Source organism: Ruegeria sp. BC7, from assembly GCF_056539165.1.
In genome coordinates this window covers 13,233-34,531 of the sequence record NZ_JBQFUL010000007.1, presented here as the reverse complement: position 1 = coordinate 34,531, position 21,299 = coordinate 13,233, and the positions used below count along the sequence as shown (strand labels likewise).

Below are 21,299 nucleotides of genomic sequence, written 5' to 3'. Positions count from 1 at the left end.
CAGTCAGACCCCTAGTGTTTTCAAATTCAGCCGGATGATGCACTCTATCCCAACCACCAAACTGGAACGGAGAGTCCAATGCGCTGCCAGGCAAGGATGCTTTTGTCGGTCGCAACCATCTTTCTGGCGGCGTCCGCACAAAGCGGCGTTGCCGCAGATTGCGCTGGCAAAGGCGGGGTCGCAGTGGATATTCGCGGAACCACCGTCTGTGCATTTGCCGGGGACTCCTGCCCCAACGGGTGGAGCAATTACCAGTCCTTGAAACAGTGGGTTCCAAGAACATGTGGCGGCACCCAATGCACCGGAAAAGATGTGTGCACAACCCGACAAGGCTGGTCCCGCTCCATTCCAAAGTGCATCTTTGAAAGCGGCAGAAACTCTCAGGGCGATTGCACAAGAAGGAATGAGTGTCAGGCGCAGAAAGTGCGGCGCACAGCGTGCGTCAGAAACTAGCAATCCACTTGTAGCTTGGTTTCCCTGAATGCCCTGCTCTGCACAATCGGACATCACAATCGGATAATGCCGGCTGCATCCAATATCAAAGATCTAAGGATGTTCCCGACCGAAAAAGGATGACCCAGTTCAGGTTTCACTCAACAGGGTCATCCGTCATTTCAGGATCCCACGTTTACCACCATTTTACCGAAGTTACCGCCCTGCAACAGTTGGTTCAGCGCCTCTGGAGCGTTCTCCAGACCTTCGACCATATGCTCTTTGTACTTTACCGAGCCATCTTTGATCCAACCCGTCATGTCGCGACTGAATTCGTGATACACAGATTGCGGAAAACTGTCGAAGATGATGAAACCCTGCATCTTAACCTTCATCCGCAACAGGGTTCCCATGATATTGGGTCCCATATCGGGTCCGTCAGGCAGGTCAGTCAGGTTGTACCACGCAACTATGCCGCAGACAGGAATGCGTGCGAACGGATTCAAAAGAGGCAGAACGGCATACAGGACTTTACCACCCACGTTCTCAAAATAGACGTCGATACCCTCAGGACAGGCCGAGGCAAGCTGTGCGGCAAAATCATCAGCACGGTGGTCAATACACGCGTCAAAACCCAGATTTTCGACGACATGTGCACATTTGTCTGCCCCGCCTGCAATGCCGACAACCCGACATCCCTTGAGCTTAGCAATCTGCCCTACCGTAGCACCCACCGGGCCGGCAGCCGCTGCGACAACTACTGTTTCACCTGGCTTCGGCTCTCCGATCTTGAGAAGACCCGCATATGCCGTGTAGCCGGGCATACCCAATATCCCCAGCGCCCAAGACGGATTTTGGGGCGACTTGCCAAGGTTGATAACTTGGGTTCCGTCGGAAATCGCATAGTCCTGCCAACCACTCCCGGACAGAACATAGTCGCCCGGTTCAAATCCATTGAGGTTAGAGATGACAACCTGCCCAACCACCTGGGCGGTCATGACCCCGCCTATGGCAACGGGTTCCGCATAGGATTTGGCATCATTCATCCGCCCGCGCATATAAGGATCAAGTGACAGAAAAACGGTACGAACCAGCATTTCACCTTCGCCAGGTGTCGGCACTTCGCTCGTTTCCATCCGCAGCGTGTTCGCATCAGGCAAGCCTACTGGACGCTCGTTCAGAACAATCCTTCGGTTGGTTTCGGCTGTCTGGGGCATCTATTTCTCCTTATGGTGCTACGTGTTGGTCTAAATCGCATAAGTGCTGTTCGTATTGCACGACCTACTATTAGTGACCGGTTTGAGCGGGCACTGACAAGAACTAAAAGGACTGAGAGAGTTTCACGGCACCCGACGCCGAACTGCATTTCGTGCCCGGCATCGATAGCCCTGCTTTGTTTACCCCAATAGTTCTCAACACATCACAAATTTCAAGGTTTGTACGAAGCCTCGGTTATCCCTCCAAAAACCGCCGAGAGGGCATTACCGGCTTGAGGCTGGGAAACAATCAAAAGCTCGTTTTCGACCATCGCGGCGAAGTCCAGATCGTGCCGCCAACCTGAATGAAGCACGTTTACCGTTGTCGTAACGTCGTAGTCTGAAATCGTTTTCAGCTCGGCAGCCGCCAGAACTTCGGGTGCGCGGTCTCCGCCGTGGAAACGTATCGCGGCAACTTCGATTGCCAGCAGGATCGTAAGTGTGTCTCCGTCCTGCAAACTAGAAGCAACCGACGGCGCCATTTCCTGCGCGAGCTGGTTTAGGGATTGCACTGACCAGGAATGATAGGAAATACCGGGCCGCCTCAAATACGGCCTCGCTTGGACCAATCCTGAGGAGCGCGCCTCCATATCCGCAGTAAAAGCTACCTTTGCCTCCGGGTGACGCTCGAAAAGCATGGCCCATTGCAGTGGATTGCCACAGGCAATCGCCTGGCTCGTCAATCCAATAACCAAACTTGTCGCAAGCAAGGCTCTTAGAATGTAGGTCACTTCAGTCCTCCTCCCGAAGTTGGCTTTTCATCCCGGGATATTTACTGTTTCGTATGATCCCAAGTTATGTTGCCATCCATGATGGTATAGAGCACATCGACTTCCGAAATGTCGTTCGGGTCGATGTCGTAGAGGTTTTGGGACAAGACGACCAAATCGGCTTTCTTCCCGACTTCCAAGCTGCCGATCTCGCTGTCCAATCCCATGCCGTATGCTGAATCTATGGTATGTGCACGCAGCGCTTGGTCGAGTGACATCTTTGCTTCATCGCCGCCAAGGGGGGCTATGTTTTTACGACCGTCCAGAGTGCGCGTGACACCGGCTTCTATGGCTGCAAGCGGCCGGTACTCGGACACGTAGCCCGAAACGGGCCAATCTGACCCGAAAGAGAACTTTCCACCCTCAGAAAGAACGCGTGTCGTCGGAAAGGCGAGGTCTACGCGCTCTGGCCCCACTCTGCTTGTTGCTATTGATTGCATCAACGGATCAAAACTCATCCAAGCGCCCGAAGAGTCGTATGTGACACCAAGCTGACCGAAACGCGCGTAATCGTCCGGATGAATGTAAACTCCGTGGGTGATTTTGTGACGCCGATCCCTTTGCGGATTAACCTCGATTGCGGCTTCTACTGCGTCAAGAAGTCTGCGAACAGCAAGGTCTCCGAAACAGTGACAGGTCACATCGACCCCAGCCGCATCTGCGCGGATAACGGCGTCCTGCATCACATCGTAGGGGATAATGGGCTGTGGGACATTTTCTGGTTTGTCAGAATAGGGTTCGACCATGAGCGCGGTCCATTTGTCATCGCCACCATCCATGTTGATCTTGAGGTATCGCGCCTTAACAAGGTCGGAATTAAACTTCTCACGCAATTCCAGGGTTCCTGGCAGCGGATCGACATTGCCGTCATTCCAATAGTACGAACCAACAACCCTGAGAGGCAAATCTCCTGCGGCTTCAAAGTCGGTCAGCATTTGAAACCCTTCGTCCTGACCCATGCCTTGAATGCCATGGTCATGAATCGAAGTGATACCGGCAGCCGCGAAACGGTTTATCCAAACCTCAACGCCGTCCTTCATAAACTCAGGCGAGATTTCCATCAGCGCCGAGAGAACCTGAAGCTGCGCGGGAATTTCCACGATCCAACCGGTCGGGTTTCCTTCTGTGTCGCGTTCAAAGAACGAAAACCCCGGGACCGTGTCTGGTGTATCCTTGTCAATACCCGCAAGTTCCAAAGCCTTGGAATTTGCCCAAGCCGCGTGGCCATCTATCGCCCAAAAGTAAACCGGACGTTCAGACTCGATTTCGTCCAGCATGGCCGCCGTCGGATTCCCGTCAGTCCACGGATTAAAGCGCACACCGTACCCAAGAATAAGATCATCCTTGTTCGTCTCAACTTCTTCGCGGATCAACGCGAAAAGCTCATCCTTGTCATCCGTTTGTAAATCCACCCCAAGCATGATGAGGCCACCGGCAACGGCATGAATATGACCATCCACGAAACCCGGCAGCACCATCGCACCGCCAAGGTCGATAACCTCGGTTCCCAGCCCTATGACATTTGGAAGCCCCTCGGCATTGCCCACATAGACAATTTCTCCATCTTCTATTCCGATGGCTTCGGCGACTGTCCCGCTTTCGTCCATTGTGTGGATCGCGCCATTTATCAATGCGTAATCAGCGGTTGGATTCTCACGCCCTGTCTGCGCTGAAACTACAGTCGCCAGCAGGCTTGCGGCCGTGGCCAAGAGTACCGTGCTACGCATGAATTACTAACTCCCCACTATTTCAATTTGTTCTAACGAAGAATGAGACACCAATCTTTTTTTGTCTGCTGGTATCTCCGGTAAGGTATCGTGCAGCATCAAAATTTCCAGCGTTCAGGCCCAAAGCTGTTCCCTTCCTTTGCTTTGGTCGTTTTACCAACGGACAAACCCAGAGACACCGGCATGGGCTTAAGCCCCGCAGCGACGTGGCCTTAAACTTGATTTGCCGACACACCTAGCCATCGAAAGAATGAACGCTTCGAGCCTCTAGGCCGTAGTTTGACTCTACCTTCAAAGCGCCATCGTAGAATGACACATCGCTTAGCCGTTCTTCTGCATGTAACTCGCCCTCAATCCAGAATGCTTCAAAGATCGAACTGAACTCGACACCCTCAGGATAAACAACGTGAATGACCTGATTGGGAGGTGGCGCTGGCGTATGAACGCAAGACCCGGCAACAGGCACGAAAAGAAACTCGGTCACAACACCGCCGCTAAGTGTCAGCGGGACGATGTAACCCGGAATCCTTATTGTTTTACCGAGGATATTCGGATTTGGGCCACGGCCATTCGCACTGTTTTGGGCGATGATCTTGCGGCGCTCTCGCATGAGATTTTCCACGTCAACATTGTGCCTGTTCAAAAGGGCAATTGCTGCTTCATGCTCAGCTAGAAACCCCTGATCAGAGCGCTCTGATACACTGGAAGTCCGCCAGCGCACGTGTGTCCGCATAGCTTCCAATTGCGGAGCGGGCAGTGACGCAAACGGCAACTCGAGAGATTTAAGCGGAGGCAAAAGTTCCTGCCAGTTGACTGCTAAGTGACTTTGAGAGGTAAGGTCTATGCCGGAAATACCTGAGCTGGGCGAGGCGTCTATCTGGTGCGTACCCTGGCCAAACCTCGGAGCGCCCGAAGGTGAGCCCTCAGTCAAATACTGAACAGTTTCAGCAAGGCCAATCCGTGGAGATAGCTGCAAAAAGATGCATAGAACCAGTGCAACAAAGCCGCGGGCCATTTTCGAGTATCGGTTACATTCTGCCATTGTTGCTTTCCCAAAAATGGTCTGCGAGGCGGGCACTCAATCCTTGGGTTGAATCACATTCCAACTTAGCTCTTTTCGTGGCCTTGCAGCCAGAGATGGCCGGAGTTCTGGCGAATTTGTTGTCGATCAGAAAAAGAACGAAAGGCCAATTTTGACTTGCCGATCTGGACCACCGTCAGGTCTACGCTCCAAAAAGTAGTACCCCAAGCTTACATCCATGGCCGTCCCCTCGGATTCATTGATTATTGACGTCTTGCCAGCAGTTAAACCCAACGGAACCGCCCATGCTTCGTCATTTCCCAAGGCATTCCAGTTGTAGGAAATGACGTTATTGTACCCAACGTACCAACCTTCGCCCAACCCGTAGGTCAGAATTGGCTGCAGGATGCTAACGCTAAAGTCGTCTTCGCCCCACATGTGCGCGACCACTGCGCCCCATGAGAGTTCGCCCGCCTGTCCAAATACCACAAACGCAGGTCCAGCGCCCCAACCGGCACCGGCCAGCGCATCATTTGTGTGGGTTGGCATCGAAACCTGCAGGCCATATCCGACTGCAATCCCGCTCGCGCCGGGTGTCGGCGCATAAAACGCCTGTACCGTTGAATCGCCTATGCCCCAAGTCAGGTCATCTTCGGGTGAAGGGTCGACGATGCCAGGCGGCAGAACTGCACCCGGCTGCACACCTTGAATAGGGATGATCCCGCGCAACACAAGTGATGCACTTTCAAGTGGCACCGAGTAAACCGGCTGAAGCTGAAAGTTGTAGCTGTCCTCGTCATTTGTGCCGGTCCTGAAAGCGATCGTGTTGTCCGTCATGAGCGCCTTTGTGTCTGCCAGCGGGTTAGCCGCCTTTCGAGCGGCCTCGCATGCGGCGTCACACGCGAAAACACCATCCGGGCGTACAGTAAGCGCTCCTAGGAAAAGCAAGACTAAAATGAAAATCCGAATATTCATGAACAATCCCGTTTTGACTTAGTTCCTGTTTTTTTGGTGCTTTCAGGCTATTGAGGGCGGTCCTGCGCCACGCCTGCAACGGGTTGGCCGATTTCCGCGCCAATGCCTTCAAACAGCCTTTGCTGGTCTTCTGAAAGCTGTGAAAGGGTGATGATCCGTTCAAATTGTGCCAGTTCCATCAGCTTTGGCAGATACGGCTCAATAATCGTCTCGTGCCGTGCGTGAGCCGCGGCATCCAGATAGCGTTCATAGCCATAAACCGTTTCGCCAACCCGAGCGAACTCATAGACTAATAACCCATCATCTGCGGCAGACGCGGCGACCATCTCCTCAGCCAATGCGTCGAACGCTTGTGTGTTTTCATCAACCACTTTCAGGACAGCTATAAAGGCGACTTCACCCGCGTGGCTAACAGATCCTGCCGACAGGCCCGCGACAATTGCCAGAGTAGTCAGGTTGGGTCGAATTTTCACTTCAGCCTCCTTTTACGAGTTCTAACCGCCCCCCAAAATTTGAGTCTGATTGAAAAACAACAGGGTCGTGGGACTGTTTCCAAGGGCAGCATCAGGGCTCCACAAGAGCAGCTAGCGCGTCAATGACGCGCTGGTCGCCATTTGGGTGTCAGATACCGTCACGATGTGTGAACCGCCCATCCATCAGCGTACCCAGCACTTTGATGTTCGAGATTTCACGAGGTTCAACGGCAGTAATGTCCTGGTCCAGAACTACGAGGTCGGCGTACTTGCCCACTTCGATCGAACCGATCTTGTCTTCCATCGCTTGCTGCGCGGCAGGATAGATTGTGACCGCCTTCAGCGATTCCTCCAACGACGCCGGTTTGCGCGACAGGGGGAAGGGCTTGCTGTCCGGATTTAGCGGGTCCTGCAATGTCATTGCAATTTCAACATTCAGGAGCGGACCAATCATATTAATGGGTGCGGATGGTACATCCGAGGAAATCGATACGTTATGCCCCAGCGCCATCAACGAGGAATAGCGGCCATAAATCGCTTCTACTTTTGCTCGTCCCAGCAATTCCAGAGCATTTACATCCTGCGCCTCCCAGTCGACATGAAAGAGCGGCGTCGTATTTACCATGATCCCGTTTTCGATAACGGTTTCATGGTCCTGATCCGACACCCAGAAATAGTGGTGCAACAGGTTGTTGGGGACGTCATATCCCGCGCCGCGCGCGGTCATTATCGCTTCGACAGTATTGCGAACCGTTTGTGATCCGTCGACATGGGTGCCCACCGGCAACCCATTCTGGTTAGCTTGCAAATACACCGAAGTTATCATGGGACCTTCGATGGCAGCCGCACCGCGCGTCGCGGACCCGTCAGCGTAATCGTCCAACATCCACGCCGTTTTTGAACTCCAGTTCCCCTCGGGATGTATCTTGATGCCCCAGATGCGCAACATGTCGCTGTCGTATTGCTCGCGCAACTCAAGTGTGTGCGCGACAATGTCGTCGGCAGTTGCCGTAGGGTCCTTAAAGCCGGTTGCAACGAATGTACGGATCGAAAGCTCGCCGTTCTTTTCTAGTTCGTGCAGATGTGCAAGCGCCAGTTTCTCGTCATCCTTGACCAGCGACAAATCCGTAACCGTTGGCATAGCCATCAAGGGTACGTGAACCGCCGTAATTCCGGTTTTGACAGCTTGATCGTAAAGGTTTTTCTGGATGTCAGGAATTTCCCCGGCCGGGTCCCAAGCGCCGGCATTTCTAAACGCCGCTGCCCATTGAAATTCGATACCAATTCCGGTCTGATTGCCCTCAATATCGCGCTGCCAGAACATAACCCCTGGCACCTGATCTTCCTCGTCAGGACTGACTTGTCCGGCTTCAAAGGCTTTGGAATTCATCCAAACGTCGTGGATGGTGAAGTCCAGGATAAAAGCGGGGCGGTCAGACACCACTGAGTCCAGATCTTCTTTGGTGGGCCATCCCCCATAGGCAACCTGATTGAAACCATAGCCGAGGATCAATTCTTCGTCGGGGTTCGCGTCTGCGTATTCTTTGATCTTAGCCAATGCCTCATCCAGCGATTCAATTCCGAACAAGCTTACGCCACGCGACGTCCAGCCCGACGCAACGATGTGATCGTGGCCTGATACAAAGCCCGGCAACAGGGTATCACCGCCCAAGTCCAGAACTTCGGTGCTGTCACCGATCAACGCCTCTGCGCCCGCGACATCCCCAACATAGCTGATCTGATTACCTGTAACGGCGACGGCCTGGGCCGTTGGCGTATCATCATTCATGGTCAAGACCGAAGCATTGGTAAAAACCAGGTCTGCAACCTGCGCAAAAGAGGCCGTGGTTGTCATCAACAGAACTGCAACAGAGCAGGAGAATTTTCTCATGGGAATCTCCGAGAAGTTTGAAAAAGGATTTCTTATGCTTAGGATCAACAGTGTAGCATAAGCTTGAAGTTGGCTATCCGAATTGTGCAAACTAACTTAAATTTTGAACCCACCTCACAGACACAGGGTGAAAAATCCGAGGCGTCATGTTGCAAAGCGTTCAGATTCACTCGTTTGAAAATCTTCCTGTCTACACAGACGTCGAGTTCAACGCGACAGTGCTTGACCCAAAGGGGCCAATCGTGACTTGGGAAAGCGCCCCGTTCGACAATTTTGGCATACATATTGAGACATTTCATTCGCGTGTGCGATATCACGAGATTCAGCACCACGACACGATCTACTATGGGCTATTTCTTCCGCACGGTGATCCCGTCCGGTTTCAAGGGGTTTTGTATCACACGCCATTTTTGGTCTGTTGGCACGGACTGAGACCGACAGAGTTTGACTATGTTGTTGAGGCCGGAACACGTGTGTTGATGCTGGAAGTTCCTCGGGCAGTATCCAATCAGCGCGGCTGGGCGGACTTCAAGACACCAATTCGGTTGGCCAAATCAGAAACACTTAATGACTACGTATATGCTTTGGAGACTACCCTTGGTCAGGGAATGTCGAAGTCTACAATAAATCAGACACAGATTTTTAGTACGCTTTCTCAAAAACTTGAACGCCTTACGGGTGATTTGCTTTTCCGCTCTGGCAAGGCGGACGTTTCCAGATCATCGGACGAGGGGCACTGGAAGATCGTCACTGCCGCAGAGGAGTTTCTGATGGATAGTAGCAATCCCGGAATAACTGTTCAGACACTTTGCCACTTTCTAGGAGTACCCAGACGATCCCTATACGCCGCGTTCGAGAAACAGATGGGTATTGGCCCGAGTAAATTTCAGACGCTGGTTCGATTGCACCGGCTCAGATCTTTGCTTCTTGAAACGCCATATGAAAAAGGGGTCGTATCGAAACTGGTTGGGGAAGTTGGCTTCAATCACCTTGGCAGAACATCCGTCGCCTACCGTCAGTTCTTTGGAGAGACGCCGATTGAAACGGCCAAGCGCGCCGCAAAGTAGAAATGTTATACTTGCATTTCAAAGTATTATATCACTTTCAAACCGTTATCATACTGTAAACCACCTGCTGGCGGCCTCACTCAACTCCAATATCTGAATTGCAGAAACAAGCGTGGAGCAATCAGATGTCCAACTACAAAAAGCTAGTAGCGTTGCAGGCTCTTTATCCCTCAACCATAGCCGCCGCTCAGGATCTGGTCCTGCGGACTGCAGAATTGAAGCGAACGCGGGAAAATCAAATCCATATCGACCTGAACGGTTCTTCTACTGCTCAAGTCGCGTTTGAAAATGCCGTGAAGGAAACTCTGCTCTGGGCTGCGCGTGAATCGCGCGAAAATAGTGCCGAGCGACTTTTCAAGTTCACAATGAGTATTTTCGCCCAGTTTTCGCTGGAAAACCCAGGCTGGTACAAGGTGCTTCCTGAGATATCGGATTACCTTTTGGATCTCACCAGCGCGAAGACGTCGCAACTTGACGACGCGGTGGAGCAGGCACAAAGAGAGCTTTTGGCCAAAAATCAGATGAATGAGGCACCGGGGGATTATCACGTTGTCTTTCCCATGACAGCAAATGCTACTCCATCCACCCCTGGCCACGCCGTTCACTAAGGCGTGCCCATGTTTGAAAATCAAAAAAACTGCTGCAAATCTTGCAGCAGTTTCATCGTGCGCAGCAGCCGTTGCTTGGAACACCCACCACGTCGGTGTGAAACTCTGGCACAGAGCCGCCAGTTTGCATGTCAATTGTCGCCAACGATCAGATGAGTATTATTCGACGCTAGAACCACGCGCATAAAAGGAAATGCTCATGGGTATCGACAACGCTTGGCTACGACATTTTTCCCGAATGTTTCAAGAAAAGGCATCAGACACCCATGTGTTTGAAAATGTGCTGCAGGAGTCGGGACTCACGCCCAGTGACCTGAATGAGCCATCGAGACTTATTGATCCCTACAAAGAAGGCCAATTTGTCCGTCTGGCTTGCGCTCAGTTAAGCACGCCAGCATTTGCGACAGTCGCCGGGCTTGGCTTCAATTCACCACGTGACATCGTTTGGTACATTTTGAAGTATTCTCAGAATCTTAGAGAAGTGATCGAGAATGCTTCGCACTTTGGCACGCTAACCGACGATACCATCTCCTACATTTTGGTTGTTTCAGGAAATCATGCTTCGCTACAACTGCAAATTATTGACGGAGGTCTCGCCAAGTTCCACCGTCGAACAGAGTTCCTGATCTTCTCGGCAATTGCTGTAATGCGCATGGTCACGGACACCCAGCTCTATCCATTGGAGGTTCGGTTTCAGCACGTGGTAAAGGCGGCAGGGCCTGACATACAAAAAGCAGCCGGATGCGCCGTAACCTTTGGTTCAGAAAAAACCGAGGTTATCCTGCCGCTTTCATCTCTCGATCTTCCAATTCCAAGCTACGATCCCGCTCTCAAAGAGCATTTGATCAACTATGGGGAAAGCCTGCTGAAAGAGAAAGTCGGTCGAAAATTGGGAATCCGCAACAGGGTTGAAGCTCAATTATTGAACGAACTGCCAGGTCGGATTCCCGACTTGCAAAATGTAGCAACCGGCCTGGGGCTCAGTTCGCGATCGTTGTCCCGGCGTCTCAGCGAGCAAGGCTTGAGTTTTCGCCAAATTGTCGATGACATTCGGTGCGATCTTGCCCGAACATACCTGAAAGACGGTTTCTCTATAGGCGAAGTTGCGTTTTACCTCGGCTTTGCAGGACAGGCTGCATTCTCTACGGCTTTCAAGCGCTGGACGGGCTTATCACCACGGCAATTTCAACAGCAAAATACTCTAGCAAGGAACTGACTTTAAACCCCGCATTCGGTGCAAGGGTACGCCAGTAGCTCAGTTAGTGAGGTGACGAAACTTGAGTAACCGCACAGTCTGAAATCCGGGGCGCTTTCCACAATACAAATTCGTTCCTGCCATAGTCGTCGATGACCAGAGCAACCGCGTGTTTGGGGATCTTAGTTTCGAGCACGACCGGAGTTGTGTTCGTCGCGCGGCCACACTTGAGTGCATAGTCTAAGGCAGCCTCAAAGCTGTTGGTCCAAGACAAGCCAACTTCCTTTCCCAAGCTTTGACCGCGATAAATCGGGATTTCTCTGGGAAGCAGGCGCCACTCGGTGGTTGGCTTCCAGCTTGATTTCCGGTTCTCTGCACCCATCGCGTGAACAAACATGGTGTGATTGATTTTTTCAAATCCACCCCACAAATTTTGCAGCAATGGCCAAAAATCCCATCTGGAAATTTCGTTTTCCAAAAGCAATTCAACGACGGCGTCTGCACGTTGATCAGCTTCATAATGCCTATTCAAATGCATACTGAATACTTCAACTGCACTAATGGACTCGGTCTTCATGACTGGCGCTCCAAATTTGTCTCAACTACTGGCATCGCACTCTGCTAAGTGCTTTCCTTCAATATTGGAGTCGACCTTCCTGTTCCTCATTCGACAACGAGCCAAAGTTTTTGTTAAACCTGCCAAGCTGGGAGAAATGTACAGTTCTAGCATGACGGAACACTTTACGTTCAATTCAAAAAGTACGTGTCAAATCAAATTCATTTCTCAATAGTCGAGTGCGGCCTTGGAGTCTGAGAAACAGGACTGTCAATTAAGTGAGAGTCTGAAACTGCTTTTCCCGTCTGCCCATTGATGTTGCCCAACAATCAAACGAGACTTCCGCTAAGATTGTCCTGCTTACGCGAAAGCCCTAGGATGCAGGACAGCTTCAGTTCGCGCCCATCAAATTCTGATTGGAAATGGACCGGTTAAATGACAACTGGAAAATCGAGACGGATAGTTCCACGACGACCCGTGACATTTGTAATGGCCGTGATCGGGGCAAGTTTGTTTTTGCTCTTTCTTTCTCGCGATCTTCCTGACGGGTTGGGCGACGATTGGGCAAAACAGAATTTTGGATTGGTCGCGCGCTACGTAGTTGCGATGACGTTGGGCGGGGCTTTGATGGGGTATTTGCTTGCCCCTATGTTCGGAAATTCAGGCGTTGGAGGGTGCGTCTCGTCACTCGTAGGTGGGGTTTTAGCGACGCTCATTGCCGGTGCTATCGGTAGCCTTTTTGGTCTGTTGCCCGACTTGCTATCTGATGGCTGGCAAGCCAGTGACCTCATTTCAATATTATTTGGGTTCGCTGTTTTGCCTCTCGCTGCGGCTGAAAACTTCGGCTCATTGTTGATATGGCTTGCTATGGTCGTTGCGGCCCATGTTCTCTCTGTCTTTGAGCGCAAAAAGAAAGCGGCCTACATCTGAAGCCTGAAGAATTCCTGGAACTCCAAATCGCACCGCTTTCAGAAACCTGTTGGATGACCCAGCATCCTTAATATTTCTGCTTGGCAAGGCCTACAAACTCGTGGCGAGGTTTGTCAGGTTCAATTGGGTCCGTCAAAAACGGTCAACCGCTTTCGGCGCGCCTTGCCCAACAAGGTGAGGCTGATCGCTTTGCACCTTTTCAATCGCGTCGATCAGCAAGGACACACTATTGGCGCTAGTGTTTTGCAGGTAGCTTTTGATATCTATGACAACATCGTTCCAACTTGGACAAGCAAGCGAGAACTGAGACAGGAAATTTTCGGTGAACTTGGACAGTCCCTCGACGCTACCTTCGCGTGCTTCAAAAGCGGCCCAGTACAATGTTTCACTAAGCGCATCTTCAAAGGCAATCTGCGCCCTGTAGACGCTATTCAGTTCAAACCAATCGGAGTCAAACCTGACCTGTTGTAGCTCTGTGGCTCTCAATACCAGGTTATGAGCAGACGCTGTGGTCAAAGGATATCTACTGCGCAATAACTTCAAGATTTTGAACTGTGACATGTCTCCCACCTCTCTCTTTCACGAAAGGGAAATATGTGGGGAAACGCGTGCGGGACATGTGCTTTACGGTATCCAAACAGTTAACGTTTCACACGAAATGTTGGCATAGATGGCTATTGGCCCATTGGTATTGGAGATTCCAATCTAGGGGCACTAGTCTTTGCGTAGCATAGAGCTTTGTTCAGTTTTGCAACACTGGCGCCAGACTAGGAAGATCGTCAAATCCTGTTCCCGGCGACGCTATGCTAGGACGAAAAGGTGTTGATGAATGAATGATGTGTGGATCGTTTCAATACCTATCTTGCTGGTCGATGTGGTGAGCCCAGTCCTTTTGGCAGCGACTGCTATAGCGTTGACTGGAAAGAAGCCGATTGCGAGTAGTCTTGCGCTGGTCTTGGGTCATACAACTACGTATTTTCTGGTTGGAGTTCTGATTGTCTATGGCTTGGCCGAGTTCATCACGCCGGTAGTGGACTTTGTCATTGATACGTTTGTAAATCCGATACCCATTTATTTTGTCGTCGGTTTTCTGCTGGGGATCGTTTTATTGGCCATTGCCTTGTGGCTAAGTGTAAATGCTTCAATGAAAAAACAGGCTGGGAAGTCCGAAGCCTTGCAACAGAAAGATGGAATTCTGTCTTCATTTGTTATGGGCGCGAGCATTTGTGTAATTGGGATTCCGTTCGCCGTCCCATACGTCGGCTTCATCAATGAAATGTACCGTTTCAATGTTCAATCGAAACTTGTTGGATTGATCGCCTACAACCTGGCTTTTGCAGTTCCATTTCTCGCCATACCGTTGGCCTATAATTTCATGGGCGAGTCGATACTCAATAGCCTGAAATGGTTCAATCAATTCATCAGCAACACCGCGTCCTGGTTTCTACCCCTTTTGTTTGGTCTCTTGGGGTGCGCCTACATCGTGGACGCGATCAAGTATTTTCTAACTGGGTCCGGGTTAGTCTGATCGACGCGTTGCAAACTATGTTTGGTTCTGCAACGCGTTTCAGTCTGATCCTGATGGCTCCTGTCGGGTGTGAACATGCACATCCATCTGTGGATACGCTATGAATATTCCTTTGTTTTGCAGGCGCGTTTTTCCGATCTCTGTCAGATCCCATTGTACATCCCAGTAATCGTCGGTTCGCACCCAAGGCCGGCAAAAAATATTGACTGATGAGGGTCCCAACTCGCCAACAAAAACACGGGCTTCTGGGCTTTTTAGACACCGCTTGTCCTCCTCCACCATCTCGTAGAGGATCGCCTTAGCGGTCTCGATGTCATCTTTGTAGCCAATTCCAAATACAAGATCGACGCGCCGCACGCGGTACTTGGTAAGGTTCTCCATCGAACCCTGCCAGATAGACTGGTTTGGAATCTGAATAAGGCGATTGTCAAAAGTTCTAAGTTTCGTTGAAATCAAATTTACGTCGATCACGGTTCCAATAATCTGGTCGACCGAAATGATATCACCCTTCGCGTAAGGGTTCGTTGCCTGAAGCAGAAACCCACCAATCACACTCTGAAACAGGTTCTGCATCATGAAGGCCAATAGAAATCCGAACCCCCCGATGACGGCAGTGGTGACCCCGATGTTCACACCAAGCCCCCACAGAGCAAAAAGGAACCCTATGAGAAGAACACCCCAGCGAATTACATTTGGGACAACCACCGCTGCGACTTCATTTCCCTCGTCACGAGCGCGAAGCCACTTGTCAGAGGCTCTTTTCAAAGCTCCCCCAAGAAAGAAGGCTACAGTTAGAACTGCGATCGCTTGAATAAGTCCGCTTAAAACCCGGAGCCCCCCCTTACCTGATCTTACCCAATCCCAAGATAGATGTGCTATCGTAGTCCACTGGTAGGACAACAGGAGTTCGCCAATGAAGCCCTTGATGAAGTCCTGGTGCTTCTTCACTTCATCTTTCGGCCCACCTTTGCGCGCCAAGGCATAAACAACAATTAGGTAGTTTTGAAAATAGCCAACGTTCTTCTGGTTGGTCGCTTTGATTTCCGCAACAATATCAGGAAATTTGTCCTCTCCTACGGTATCCAAACGGGTTACATCCGCAGCTATTCTAGCAAGGTTGGTTTGGACACGGCGCTGCCAGATACCTGCAACTTCCTTAAGATCATCTGCGCCCAAAGCAACTATGTGCCGAGCAAGAACGTCTTCCGGGACATCTGGATCACTCGAGATAACGATTGAGTTTTGATAGGGGTCTGATTGAGCCAGTTGTTGTGCTCCAGCCACCCCAAAAAACGCAGTTGAAAGCAACGCCGCGGTCAATACCGCAGCTATTGTTGAGACTGTTGTCCTCGCGACATCCCGCAGATTATTTTTCTTCATGTATTTGCTCGCACGGTCTCGGTCCAATCTCGCAATCAGCAACCTGGCTTCTGCAAGGTTTCCCGTCGCGTCGGCCAGACCTTTGGATTTGGGGCGAAGCCCTTCAACATATCAATATCCAAAAATGGAAGAATAATTCCACAATTCGGACATCTTAACATAGTGGAAGCCAACCCTGGCGAACTGAATGGTTTATGGAGGCCCCGGGATAACACCCTCTTCTTGTAGTACCTGCAGTATTCCAATGATCGTGGTCGTGCTGGTATCAATGGATCCCTTTAGGTAGGCTCCCAGTCCGCCATCTCCTATTTCGCGGGGACCGCCTGCTTCGTACACTGGGTCCAACGGCTCGAATTCCTCGGGGAAGGCCGGGCAAAATGGCCTTTCTCTTAAAAATCGCCCCGCGACCTCAAGCAAAATAGCGCGCAGAGCCTCAACATCTTCGACAAACCCTTCAATGTCTCTTAGATGCTCAAGCGGTTGAACGACCGCATCCACAAGCTCGTATGTAACGCATTTCTCACTAAACCGGGCCGTGGCGGACGCGGAAAAGCCGAATATCCATCTGTCCGTAGGTTCGCCGCGTGCAAAGATGTTCTCTCTTGTTTTCGTGCACTCGTAGAACTGCGTATCAAGCTTTCCACTGAGAGAGACGACTTCGCCTTGCACGTCAATCATAAACTCACTGAGCTCGGTTCGGCTTCCACATGTGTCCGAGATAGGTTCTTCTGCAAGGAGGTCGGGTAGACGAGCCTGCAAGTCACTAAAGTCAAGCACAGCCTCGACTCCGACACGTGTCGGCGAAACCGCTGTCATTACCACACTGAGACCGTATTCGATTTCCGTTGTACCGACGATCAGCGTGTCATCTATGTCAAATTCGGCTTCCTGGGCGACGGACGCAGAAAAGAGGCAAATGCCACCAAACAGAAACGCCGCAAACTGAGCGTGTTTCATTGTTGCCCCTCGATAATGTCGCTCAGCTCCATTACGCTGAGCAGGTTTACAAGTGTGGACGCATCCGTTTCGATTGACCCTTGAATTTCAGCACCAACCCCACCCTCGCCTATTTCAAGCGCTTGCACGAGTGTGGCTTTCGGTGACACCGGCTTTAGCTCCTCAGGTATGGCCAAACAAACCGGGTTGGCATCAAAGTATATCTCGGCTTTTTCCAGAATCTCGGCGCGCGCGCTATCAATGACACCGAACAACCTGGCAAACGCTCCGGTAATTCCCCGCGGGTCCAATTCAAGCTCGACCAAAGAAAAGCGCACGCATTGGTCTGCGACGAAGGCTTCTAGTCTGGCTGTGGTGTCGATTTCTTGTGTCAGCCAAGGGTTGCCACGCTCGTCACCTGATGAAGTCTGGTTACATGAAAAAAACCGAACAAAAATAGTCCCACGCAATTCGACGTGATTTTCTATCGCCTCAGTTTCGATAACCTGAACCGCCACTTCTCTCGAGCAGGTACTGTCATAGACCCCCGATGCCAACTCTGGGAACCGTGCCTGAACGGTCCTGAGATCAGCCATTGCATTCACCTGCAAACGGGTTTCCGAAGCGGGGCTCAAACCGGCATAAAATGCGACCTTGAAACTCTCGGTGCCAATAGGCACCTCGCTGGGTAGAAGAAACTTAATGTCGCCGGCATATTTTGAAGGATCAATTCCTTCTCCATTTTTTGCGGCGACCAATAGTGCCTGAGAATTCAGTGCACCTGACGGTTTAGGTCTGTCGCCTTCACACGCAGAAAGCAGATTGAGCAAAAAAAATGAGAAGACCAAGATCAGGGTTGCTCGAAAGGCTTTGCCGAATTTGACCAGGCCAACCAACCGTCAACGTCCTTTTTTCCTAAATCCCTTTTTAAATAAATAGTTGATAGCCATTGATCAGTCGAGAAAATTCGCAATCCCACCGCCCTACCCCGTCGGGCTTCGACATCAATTAACTCTGAGAGTCATGGCGATTCTTTCAGACTAAAGTCGCCACAATGCTGTCGGCAAAAATGGATAAGTTTTCCCTCAGTGCAGACAGCATTCCTGTGCGAACGTTTCCATCTAAGAATAGACTCCGGCACATACGACAAATGGCCAACACTCTACGTCAGCTCGACGCTATAGCTTTTATTGGGAACTTGACCCGTATTGCTGACGCGATGATTGACTAGCAGGTGTCGTGGCTAAAAAATGTAGAAGGCATAAAGACTTGAGCAAATCTCATCCCTCAGCCGGAATTTTCTCAGATCAGCCGCATTCGCCACAACTTTGCTGAGGTCAAACAGGAATACCAATGAGGATCGTTCGGAAACTCTTACTTGGGTGTGGTTTGATGTTGGCTATTGGCGGCTGCACCTATGTTCCATTCGATACACCAAAAGAGAATTCCTTCGCTATTCCGGCAACCGGAACCAACGCCGAACGAGTTGCGGCAAAGCTTACTGGGCTGGATAAAGACGTCGTAGCAATGGCCCCCTTGTACGATGGCAATGACGCGCTGGGGGCTCGATTGCGAATGATCGAAAGGGCGGAAAGCTCCATTGACCTGCAAACGTTTTTAATCAAACCCGATTTAGCCGGGTCGCTGATATGGCTCGCCCTTTATTCCGCCGCTGAACGTGGTGTGAAGATAAGGTTGTTGTTGGACGACGTTTTCACCACAGCACAGGACGATCAGATAGCGTCCTTGAACGCGCACCCCAATGTGGAAATTCGCGTTTTTAACCCGCTGTCTCGAAACAGTACCGTGGCTGTTAATTTCCTGCTGGACTTTTCCAGGGTGAACCGACGAATGCACAATAAGGTTACTATCACAGACGGCAGTTTCGCGATTGTCGGCGGCAGGAACATCGCGGACGAATATTTCAGTGTCGGGACACAATACGACTTCGCCGACTTCGATCTGTTTGTAGCAGGCAAACCAGTCCTAAAATTGTCAAAGGCGTTTGACCTGTATTGGAATGACGCCTGGTCCCTACCATTTTCTGCTATCCACGAGGGAGACCTGACCCCTCTGACCGAAGCATATGAACAGTTCCAGAAACGCGCCCTCGGAGAAGAAGTGGCCACTTATGAACGGGCTTTAGGTTCTGAATACCTCAGGCAGCTCGTGAATGGTCGGGAAACCGTGTATTTTGGCCGGGCGAAGGTTGTGGTTGACGATCCAACGAAGCTCCGCTCGCGTTCTGGAACGGGCCCATATGTCGTTGGGGATGCCTTTTTCAACAGCCTGCGTCGCGCGAAAAGCAATATTAGACTGGTCACTCCTTATTTTATTCCAGAGGAGTACGGCGCGGAGTTTCTTGAAAAACTTGTCGAAAACGGCATCGATGTTTCGGTAGTGACAAATTCTCTTGCATCAACCAACCATCCCTACACGCACGGCCATTATGCCCGGTACCGCAAACGGTTAATCAACGCGGGAATTGATTTCTTCGAGGTCCGCTCCGACGCGGCGACTTCAGACTTGAACGGTGGAATTCCGCTCACCTTGCACACTAAAATTGCAACGATTGACGAGACTTATGTTTTTGTAGGTTCCGCAAATATTGACCCAAGATCCATTCGACAGAACTCGGAAATCGGTATGCTAATTCGCAGCCCAGGCCTTGCCAAAGATATCAATGCGCAATTGGATGCTGCTCTGCCGAACAATACTTATCGGGTATCTGTCGGCGACACCGGCAAACTACAATGGGAAGACACTGCGTCTACGAAAAGCGAACTGCTTCCCCGTGAACCGAAGGCAGGTTTTTGGCGTAAGTTTGTAGCCACGGTATCGGGTTGGCTGCCCATCGAAAGTCAGCTTTGAGGAAATGAAGATTTAGTAACTCAACCACATGACGTTGAAAAGCTAGCCGTCCAGTGGTTATCTGATACCGCAGCCCTTTCACCGCAATCTAATGCAAGTGTTTCATGCCTTCCCGCAACAAGTCCACAACACCAGTCGCATAGGGGAGGTCCGCAAGATATTCGTCGAGCGTAAACTGATCGGTTGGAAAGTTTGACAAAGCATCTTGTGCCAACTCAACCTCGCCTGCCAGCCCGTGGACGGCTGCGATCAGCAGCCAGTCACCCGCGTTCTCACGGGCGTCAATCCTACGTACTTTTTCTGAGGCTAAAACGTAGTCCCCGTTTTCGACGTCCTCCAGACACAGGGTGATATTAGTCCAGATTGGCAACAGGGGATTAATTTCCAAAGCCTGCCTAACCAATTGACTGCCAAGCTTGATATCGCTGACAAGCGCCAACCATGCTCCAGCCAACGCGATCAACAACGCACCGTTGGGATTGGCCTGAATTGCCGCACCCATCAGGCGGTCGAACCGTGAATTGTCACCCGCCATCTGCGCGTAAATTGCAGCGGCAAACAAGGCTTCTTGGCATTGAGGTTCAAGCGCCACGGCCTTTTCTGCATGGGTCTGTCCCAACTCCCGAACCGCACTCAGGCGTTTTTGACCGAGTGCAACTTCTTCCACATAACCCAGCGCAATCAAGGCATGCGCCAAACCACCGGTTTCGTTGTTTGCCGTGGCATTCCGCGCAAGGTCTATCATTTGCTGCAAGCTGCCCGATCTGGAGGTTCGCAGGTGAGCATGGAAGGCCAGCAAAGCCTGATAGACCCCTTGCCCAGATGGCGCGCGGTTGGCGAAACGCTCTGCTGCATCCGTTGCGACTACGCCATAGGCGTCAGCTATTTTCACGGCACAGTTTCTCGCAACTTCTTCCTGAAACTTAAAGCTATCCGTCTCATCTGGCCTGAAGTCACACCGGTCGGACCACAAGATAGAACCCTCATCAGCCCTTTTGAGTTGCACAATCAGACGCAGACTTTTCTGGGCGTCCCTCACAGTACCATCCAGAACATAGTCACAACGCGGTACGGCTTGCGCCGAGTTTTCGCTGAAAGGCGTATCGCCATACCCGGTGAGAACACGGATATGGGTAAATCTTGCCAGCTCAAGCCCCAATTCCTCTGGGAAACCCTCGCGCAATAATCTGGCAGGTGGCGTATCCGAGCCTGAAAAGACACCGATTCCCAAAACAGGCCATCCAGGATCGTTCTCCGGCGATTGCCCTTCCTGTTCCCTTTCAGAATTCGCTTCAAAATGAGGACGATACTGCCCCTTGGGGATCGAAATACGAAACGGGTCAGCACCCCCTGAAGTCAGATAATAGTAATCCAGAGATTTTCGCAGCTTGACGGCCTCGATCCGTACGATTGGATCGACATTGGGATCGAATTCGGCACCTCGCCCAAAGACATCCATGGCCAAAGCGGTTCCCCTCAACTCCTCGCCACGACCTTCAAGTTCACGTTGAACAAGATGCTTTAGAAACGATTTCGTCCTCGCACTGCCTTCAAAATCCTTGGATGCTAAAATGCGTTCCAGTTGCTCTAGAATATCCGCTTTGTCGACATTTTCCGGCACGGCTATTCTCCTGCTTGGTCACGTCACAAAGTTTGCCAATGTAGAATACTGTAAAGCAACAT

The 21,299-nt window shown here is 51.1% G+C and carries 19 protein-coding genes; 6 read left to right on the top strand and 13 right to left on the bottom strand.

Features of this window, described 5'->3' with window-relative positions; translation table 11 throughout:
• Positions 1-614: 614 nt before the first annotated feature.
• From ACR0KS_RS16010 to ACR0KS_RS15980, 7 genes are all read right to left on the bottom strand, one after another.
• Positions 615-1,649 (bottom strand): NADP-dependent oxidoreductase, encoded by a 1,035-nt coding sequence (locus ACR0KS_RS16010; RefSeq protein ID WP_170486543.1) that lies wholly within the window; start codon positions 1,647-1,649, stop codon positions 615-617.
• A gap of 212 nt (positions 1,650-1,861) precedes the next feature.
• Positions 1,862-2,419 (bottom strand): hypothetical protein, encoded by a 558-nt coding sequence (locus tag ACR0KS_RS16005; protein WP_170418580.1) that lies wholly within the window; start codon positions 2,417-2,419, stop codon positions 1,862-1,864.
• 41 nt (positions 2,420-2,460) lie between these two features.
• Positions 2,461-4,185, bottom strand: a complete 1,725-nt coding sequence (locus tag ACR0KS_RS16000) for an amidohydrolase (RefSeq protein WP_170418583.1) — start codon at positions 4,183-4,185, stop codon at positions 2,461-2,463.
• A gap of 235 nt (positions 4,186-4,420) precedes the next feature.
• Complete coding sequence (locus ACR0KS_RS15995) at positions 4,421-5,227, bottom strand: DUF3299 domain-containing protein (RefSeq protein WP_170567696.1); 807 nt, start codon at positions 5,225-5,227, stop codon at positions 4,421-4,423.
• 126 nt (positions 5,228-5,353) lie between these two features.
• Complete coding sequence (locus tag ACR0KS_RS15990) at positions 5,354-6,181, bottom strand: hypothetical protein (RefSeq protein WP_170418588.1); 828 nt, start codon at positions 6,179-6,181, stop codon at positions 5,354-5,356.
• A gap of 47 nt (positions 6,182-6,228) precedes the next feature.
• Complete coding sequence (locus ACR0KS_RS15985) at positions 6,229-6,654, bottom strand: antibiotic biosynthesis monooxygenase (protein WP_170418591.1); 426 nt, start codon at positions 6,652-6,654, stop codon at positions 6,229-6,231.
• 148 nt (positions 6,655-6,802) lie between these two features.
• Positions 6,803-8,545 (bottom strand): amidohydrolase family protein, encoded by a 1,743-nt coding sequence (locus ACR0KS_RS15980; RefSeq protein ID WP_170567698.1) that lies wholly within the window; start codon positions 8,543-8,545, stop codon positions 6,803-6,805.
• Positions 8,546-8,691: 146 nt separating this feature from the next.
• Here ACR0KS_RS15980 and ACR0KS_RS15975 point away from each other — a divergent pair, with 146 nt between their 5' ends.
• The 3 genes from ACR0KS_RS15975 (at position 8,692) to ACR0KS_RS15965 (ending at position 11,436) form a co-directional block, all read left to right on the top strand.
• A complete protein-coding gene (locus tag ACR0KS_RS15975) occupies positions 8,692-9,612 on the top strand; it encodes a helix-turn-helix domain-containing protein (RefSeq protein WP_170567699.1) in 921 nt (306 codons plus the stop codon).
• A 125-nt stretch (positions 9,613-9,737) separates the two neighbouring features.
• Positions 9,738-10,220: a hypothetical protein gene (locus ACR0KS_RS15970; RefSeq protein ID WP_170416131.1), complete on the top strand. Its 483-nt coding sequence runs from the start codon at positions 9,738-9,740 to the stop codon at positions 10,218-10,220.
• 199 nt (positions 10,221-10,419) lie between these two features.
• On the top strand, positions 10,420-11,436 hold the full coding sequence (locus ACR0KS_RS15965; protein WP_170485929.1) for an AraC family transcriptional regulator: 1,017 nt from the start codon (positions 10,420-10,422) through the stop codon (positions 11,434-11,436).
• A 43-nt stretch (positions 11,437-11,479) separates the two neighbouring features.
• On the opposite strand, the gene ACR0KS_RS15960 is transcribed toward ACR0KS_RS15965, so the two are convergent.
• Positions 11,480-11,992 (bottom strand): hypothetical protein, encoded by a 513-nt coding sequence (locus ACR0KS_RS15960; protein ID WP_170416127.1) that lies wholly within the window; start codon positions 11,990-11,992, stop codon positions 11,480-11,482.
• Positions 11,993-12,460: 468 nt separating this feature from the next.
• Here ACR0KS_RS15960 and ACR0KS_RS15955 point away from each other — a divergent pair, with 468 nt between their 5' ends.
• Positions 12,461-12,901 (top strand): hypothetical protein, encoded by a 441-nt coding sequence (locus tag ACR0KS_RS15955; protein WP_170567701.1) that lies wholly within the window; start codon positions 12,461-12,463, stop codon positions 12,899-12,901.
• Between the two features lie 132 nt (positions 12,902-13,033).
• Here the strand turns inward: ACR0KS_RS15955 and ACR0KS_RS15950 are convergent, their stop codons facing one another.
• On the bottom strand, positions 13,034-13,462 hold the full coding sequence (locus tag ACR0KS_RS15950) for a hypothetical protein (RefSeq protein ID WP_170416123.1): 429 nt from the start codon (positions 13,460-13,462) through the stop codon (positions 13,034-13,036).
• Between the two features lie 268 nt (positions 13,463-13,730).
• Here ACR0KS_RS15950 and ACR0KS_RS15945 point away from each other — a divergent pair, with 268 nt between their 5' ends.
• Positions 13,731-14,429: a hypothetical protein gene (locus ACR0KS_RS15945; RefSeq protein ID WP_170416121.1), complete on the top strand. Its 699-nt coding sequence runs from the start codon at positions 13,731-13,733 to the stop codon at positions 14,427-14,429.
• 39 nt (positions 14,430-14,468) lie between these two features.
• Here ACR0KS_RS15945 and ACR0KS_RS15940 read toward each other — a convergent pair whose 3' ends face one another.
• From ACR0KS_RS15940 to ACR0KS_RS15930, 3 genes are all read right to left on the bottom strand, one after another.
• A complete protein-coding gene (locus ACR0KS_RS15940; protein ID WP_170567703.1) occupies positions 14,469-15,809 on the bottom strand; it encodes a mechanosensitive ion channel family protein in 1,341 nt (446 codons plus the stop codon).
• A 192-nt stretch (positions 15,810-16,001) separates the two neighbouring features.
• Positions 16,002-16,766 (bottom strand): hypothetical protein, encoded by a 765-nt coding sequence (locus ACR0KS_RS15935; protein WP_170416118.1) that lies wholly within the window; start codon positions 16,764-16,766, stop codon positions 16,002-16,004.
• Positions 16,763-17,641, bottom strand: coding sequence for a hypothetical protein (locus tag ACR0KS_RS15930; protein ID WP_170416114.1), 879 nt, complete (start codon positions 17,639-17,641; stop codon positions 16,763-16,765). The genes ACR0KS_RS15935 and ACR0KS_RS15930 overlap by 4 nt, the downstream gene beginning before the upstream one ends.
• Before the next feature lie 496 nt (positions 17,642-18,137).
• Here ACR0KS_RS15930 and ACR0KS_RS15925 point away from each other — a divergent pair, with 496 nt between their 5' ends.
• A complete protein-coding gene (locus ACR0KS_RS15925; RefSeq protein ID WP_170567704.1) occupies positions 18,138-19,616 on the top strand; it encodes a phospholipase D family protein in 1,479 nt (492 codons plus the stop codon).
• Positions 19,617-19,704: 88 nt separating this feature from the next.
• Here ACR0KS_RS15925 and ACR0KS_RS15920 read toward each other — a convergent pair whose 3' ends face one another.
• Positions 19,705-21,237, bottom strand: coding sequence for a hypothetical protein (locus tag ACR0KS_RS15920; RefSeq protein WP_170416110.1), 1,533 nt, complete (start codon positions 21,235-21,237; stop codon positions 19,705-19,707).
• Between the last annotated feature and the right edge of the window lie 62 nt (positions 21,238-21,299).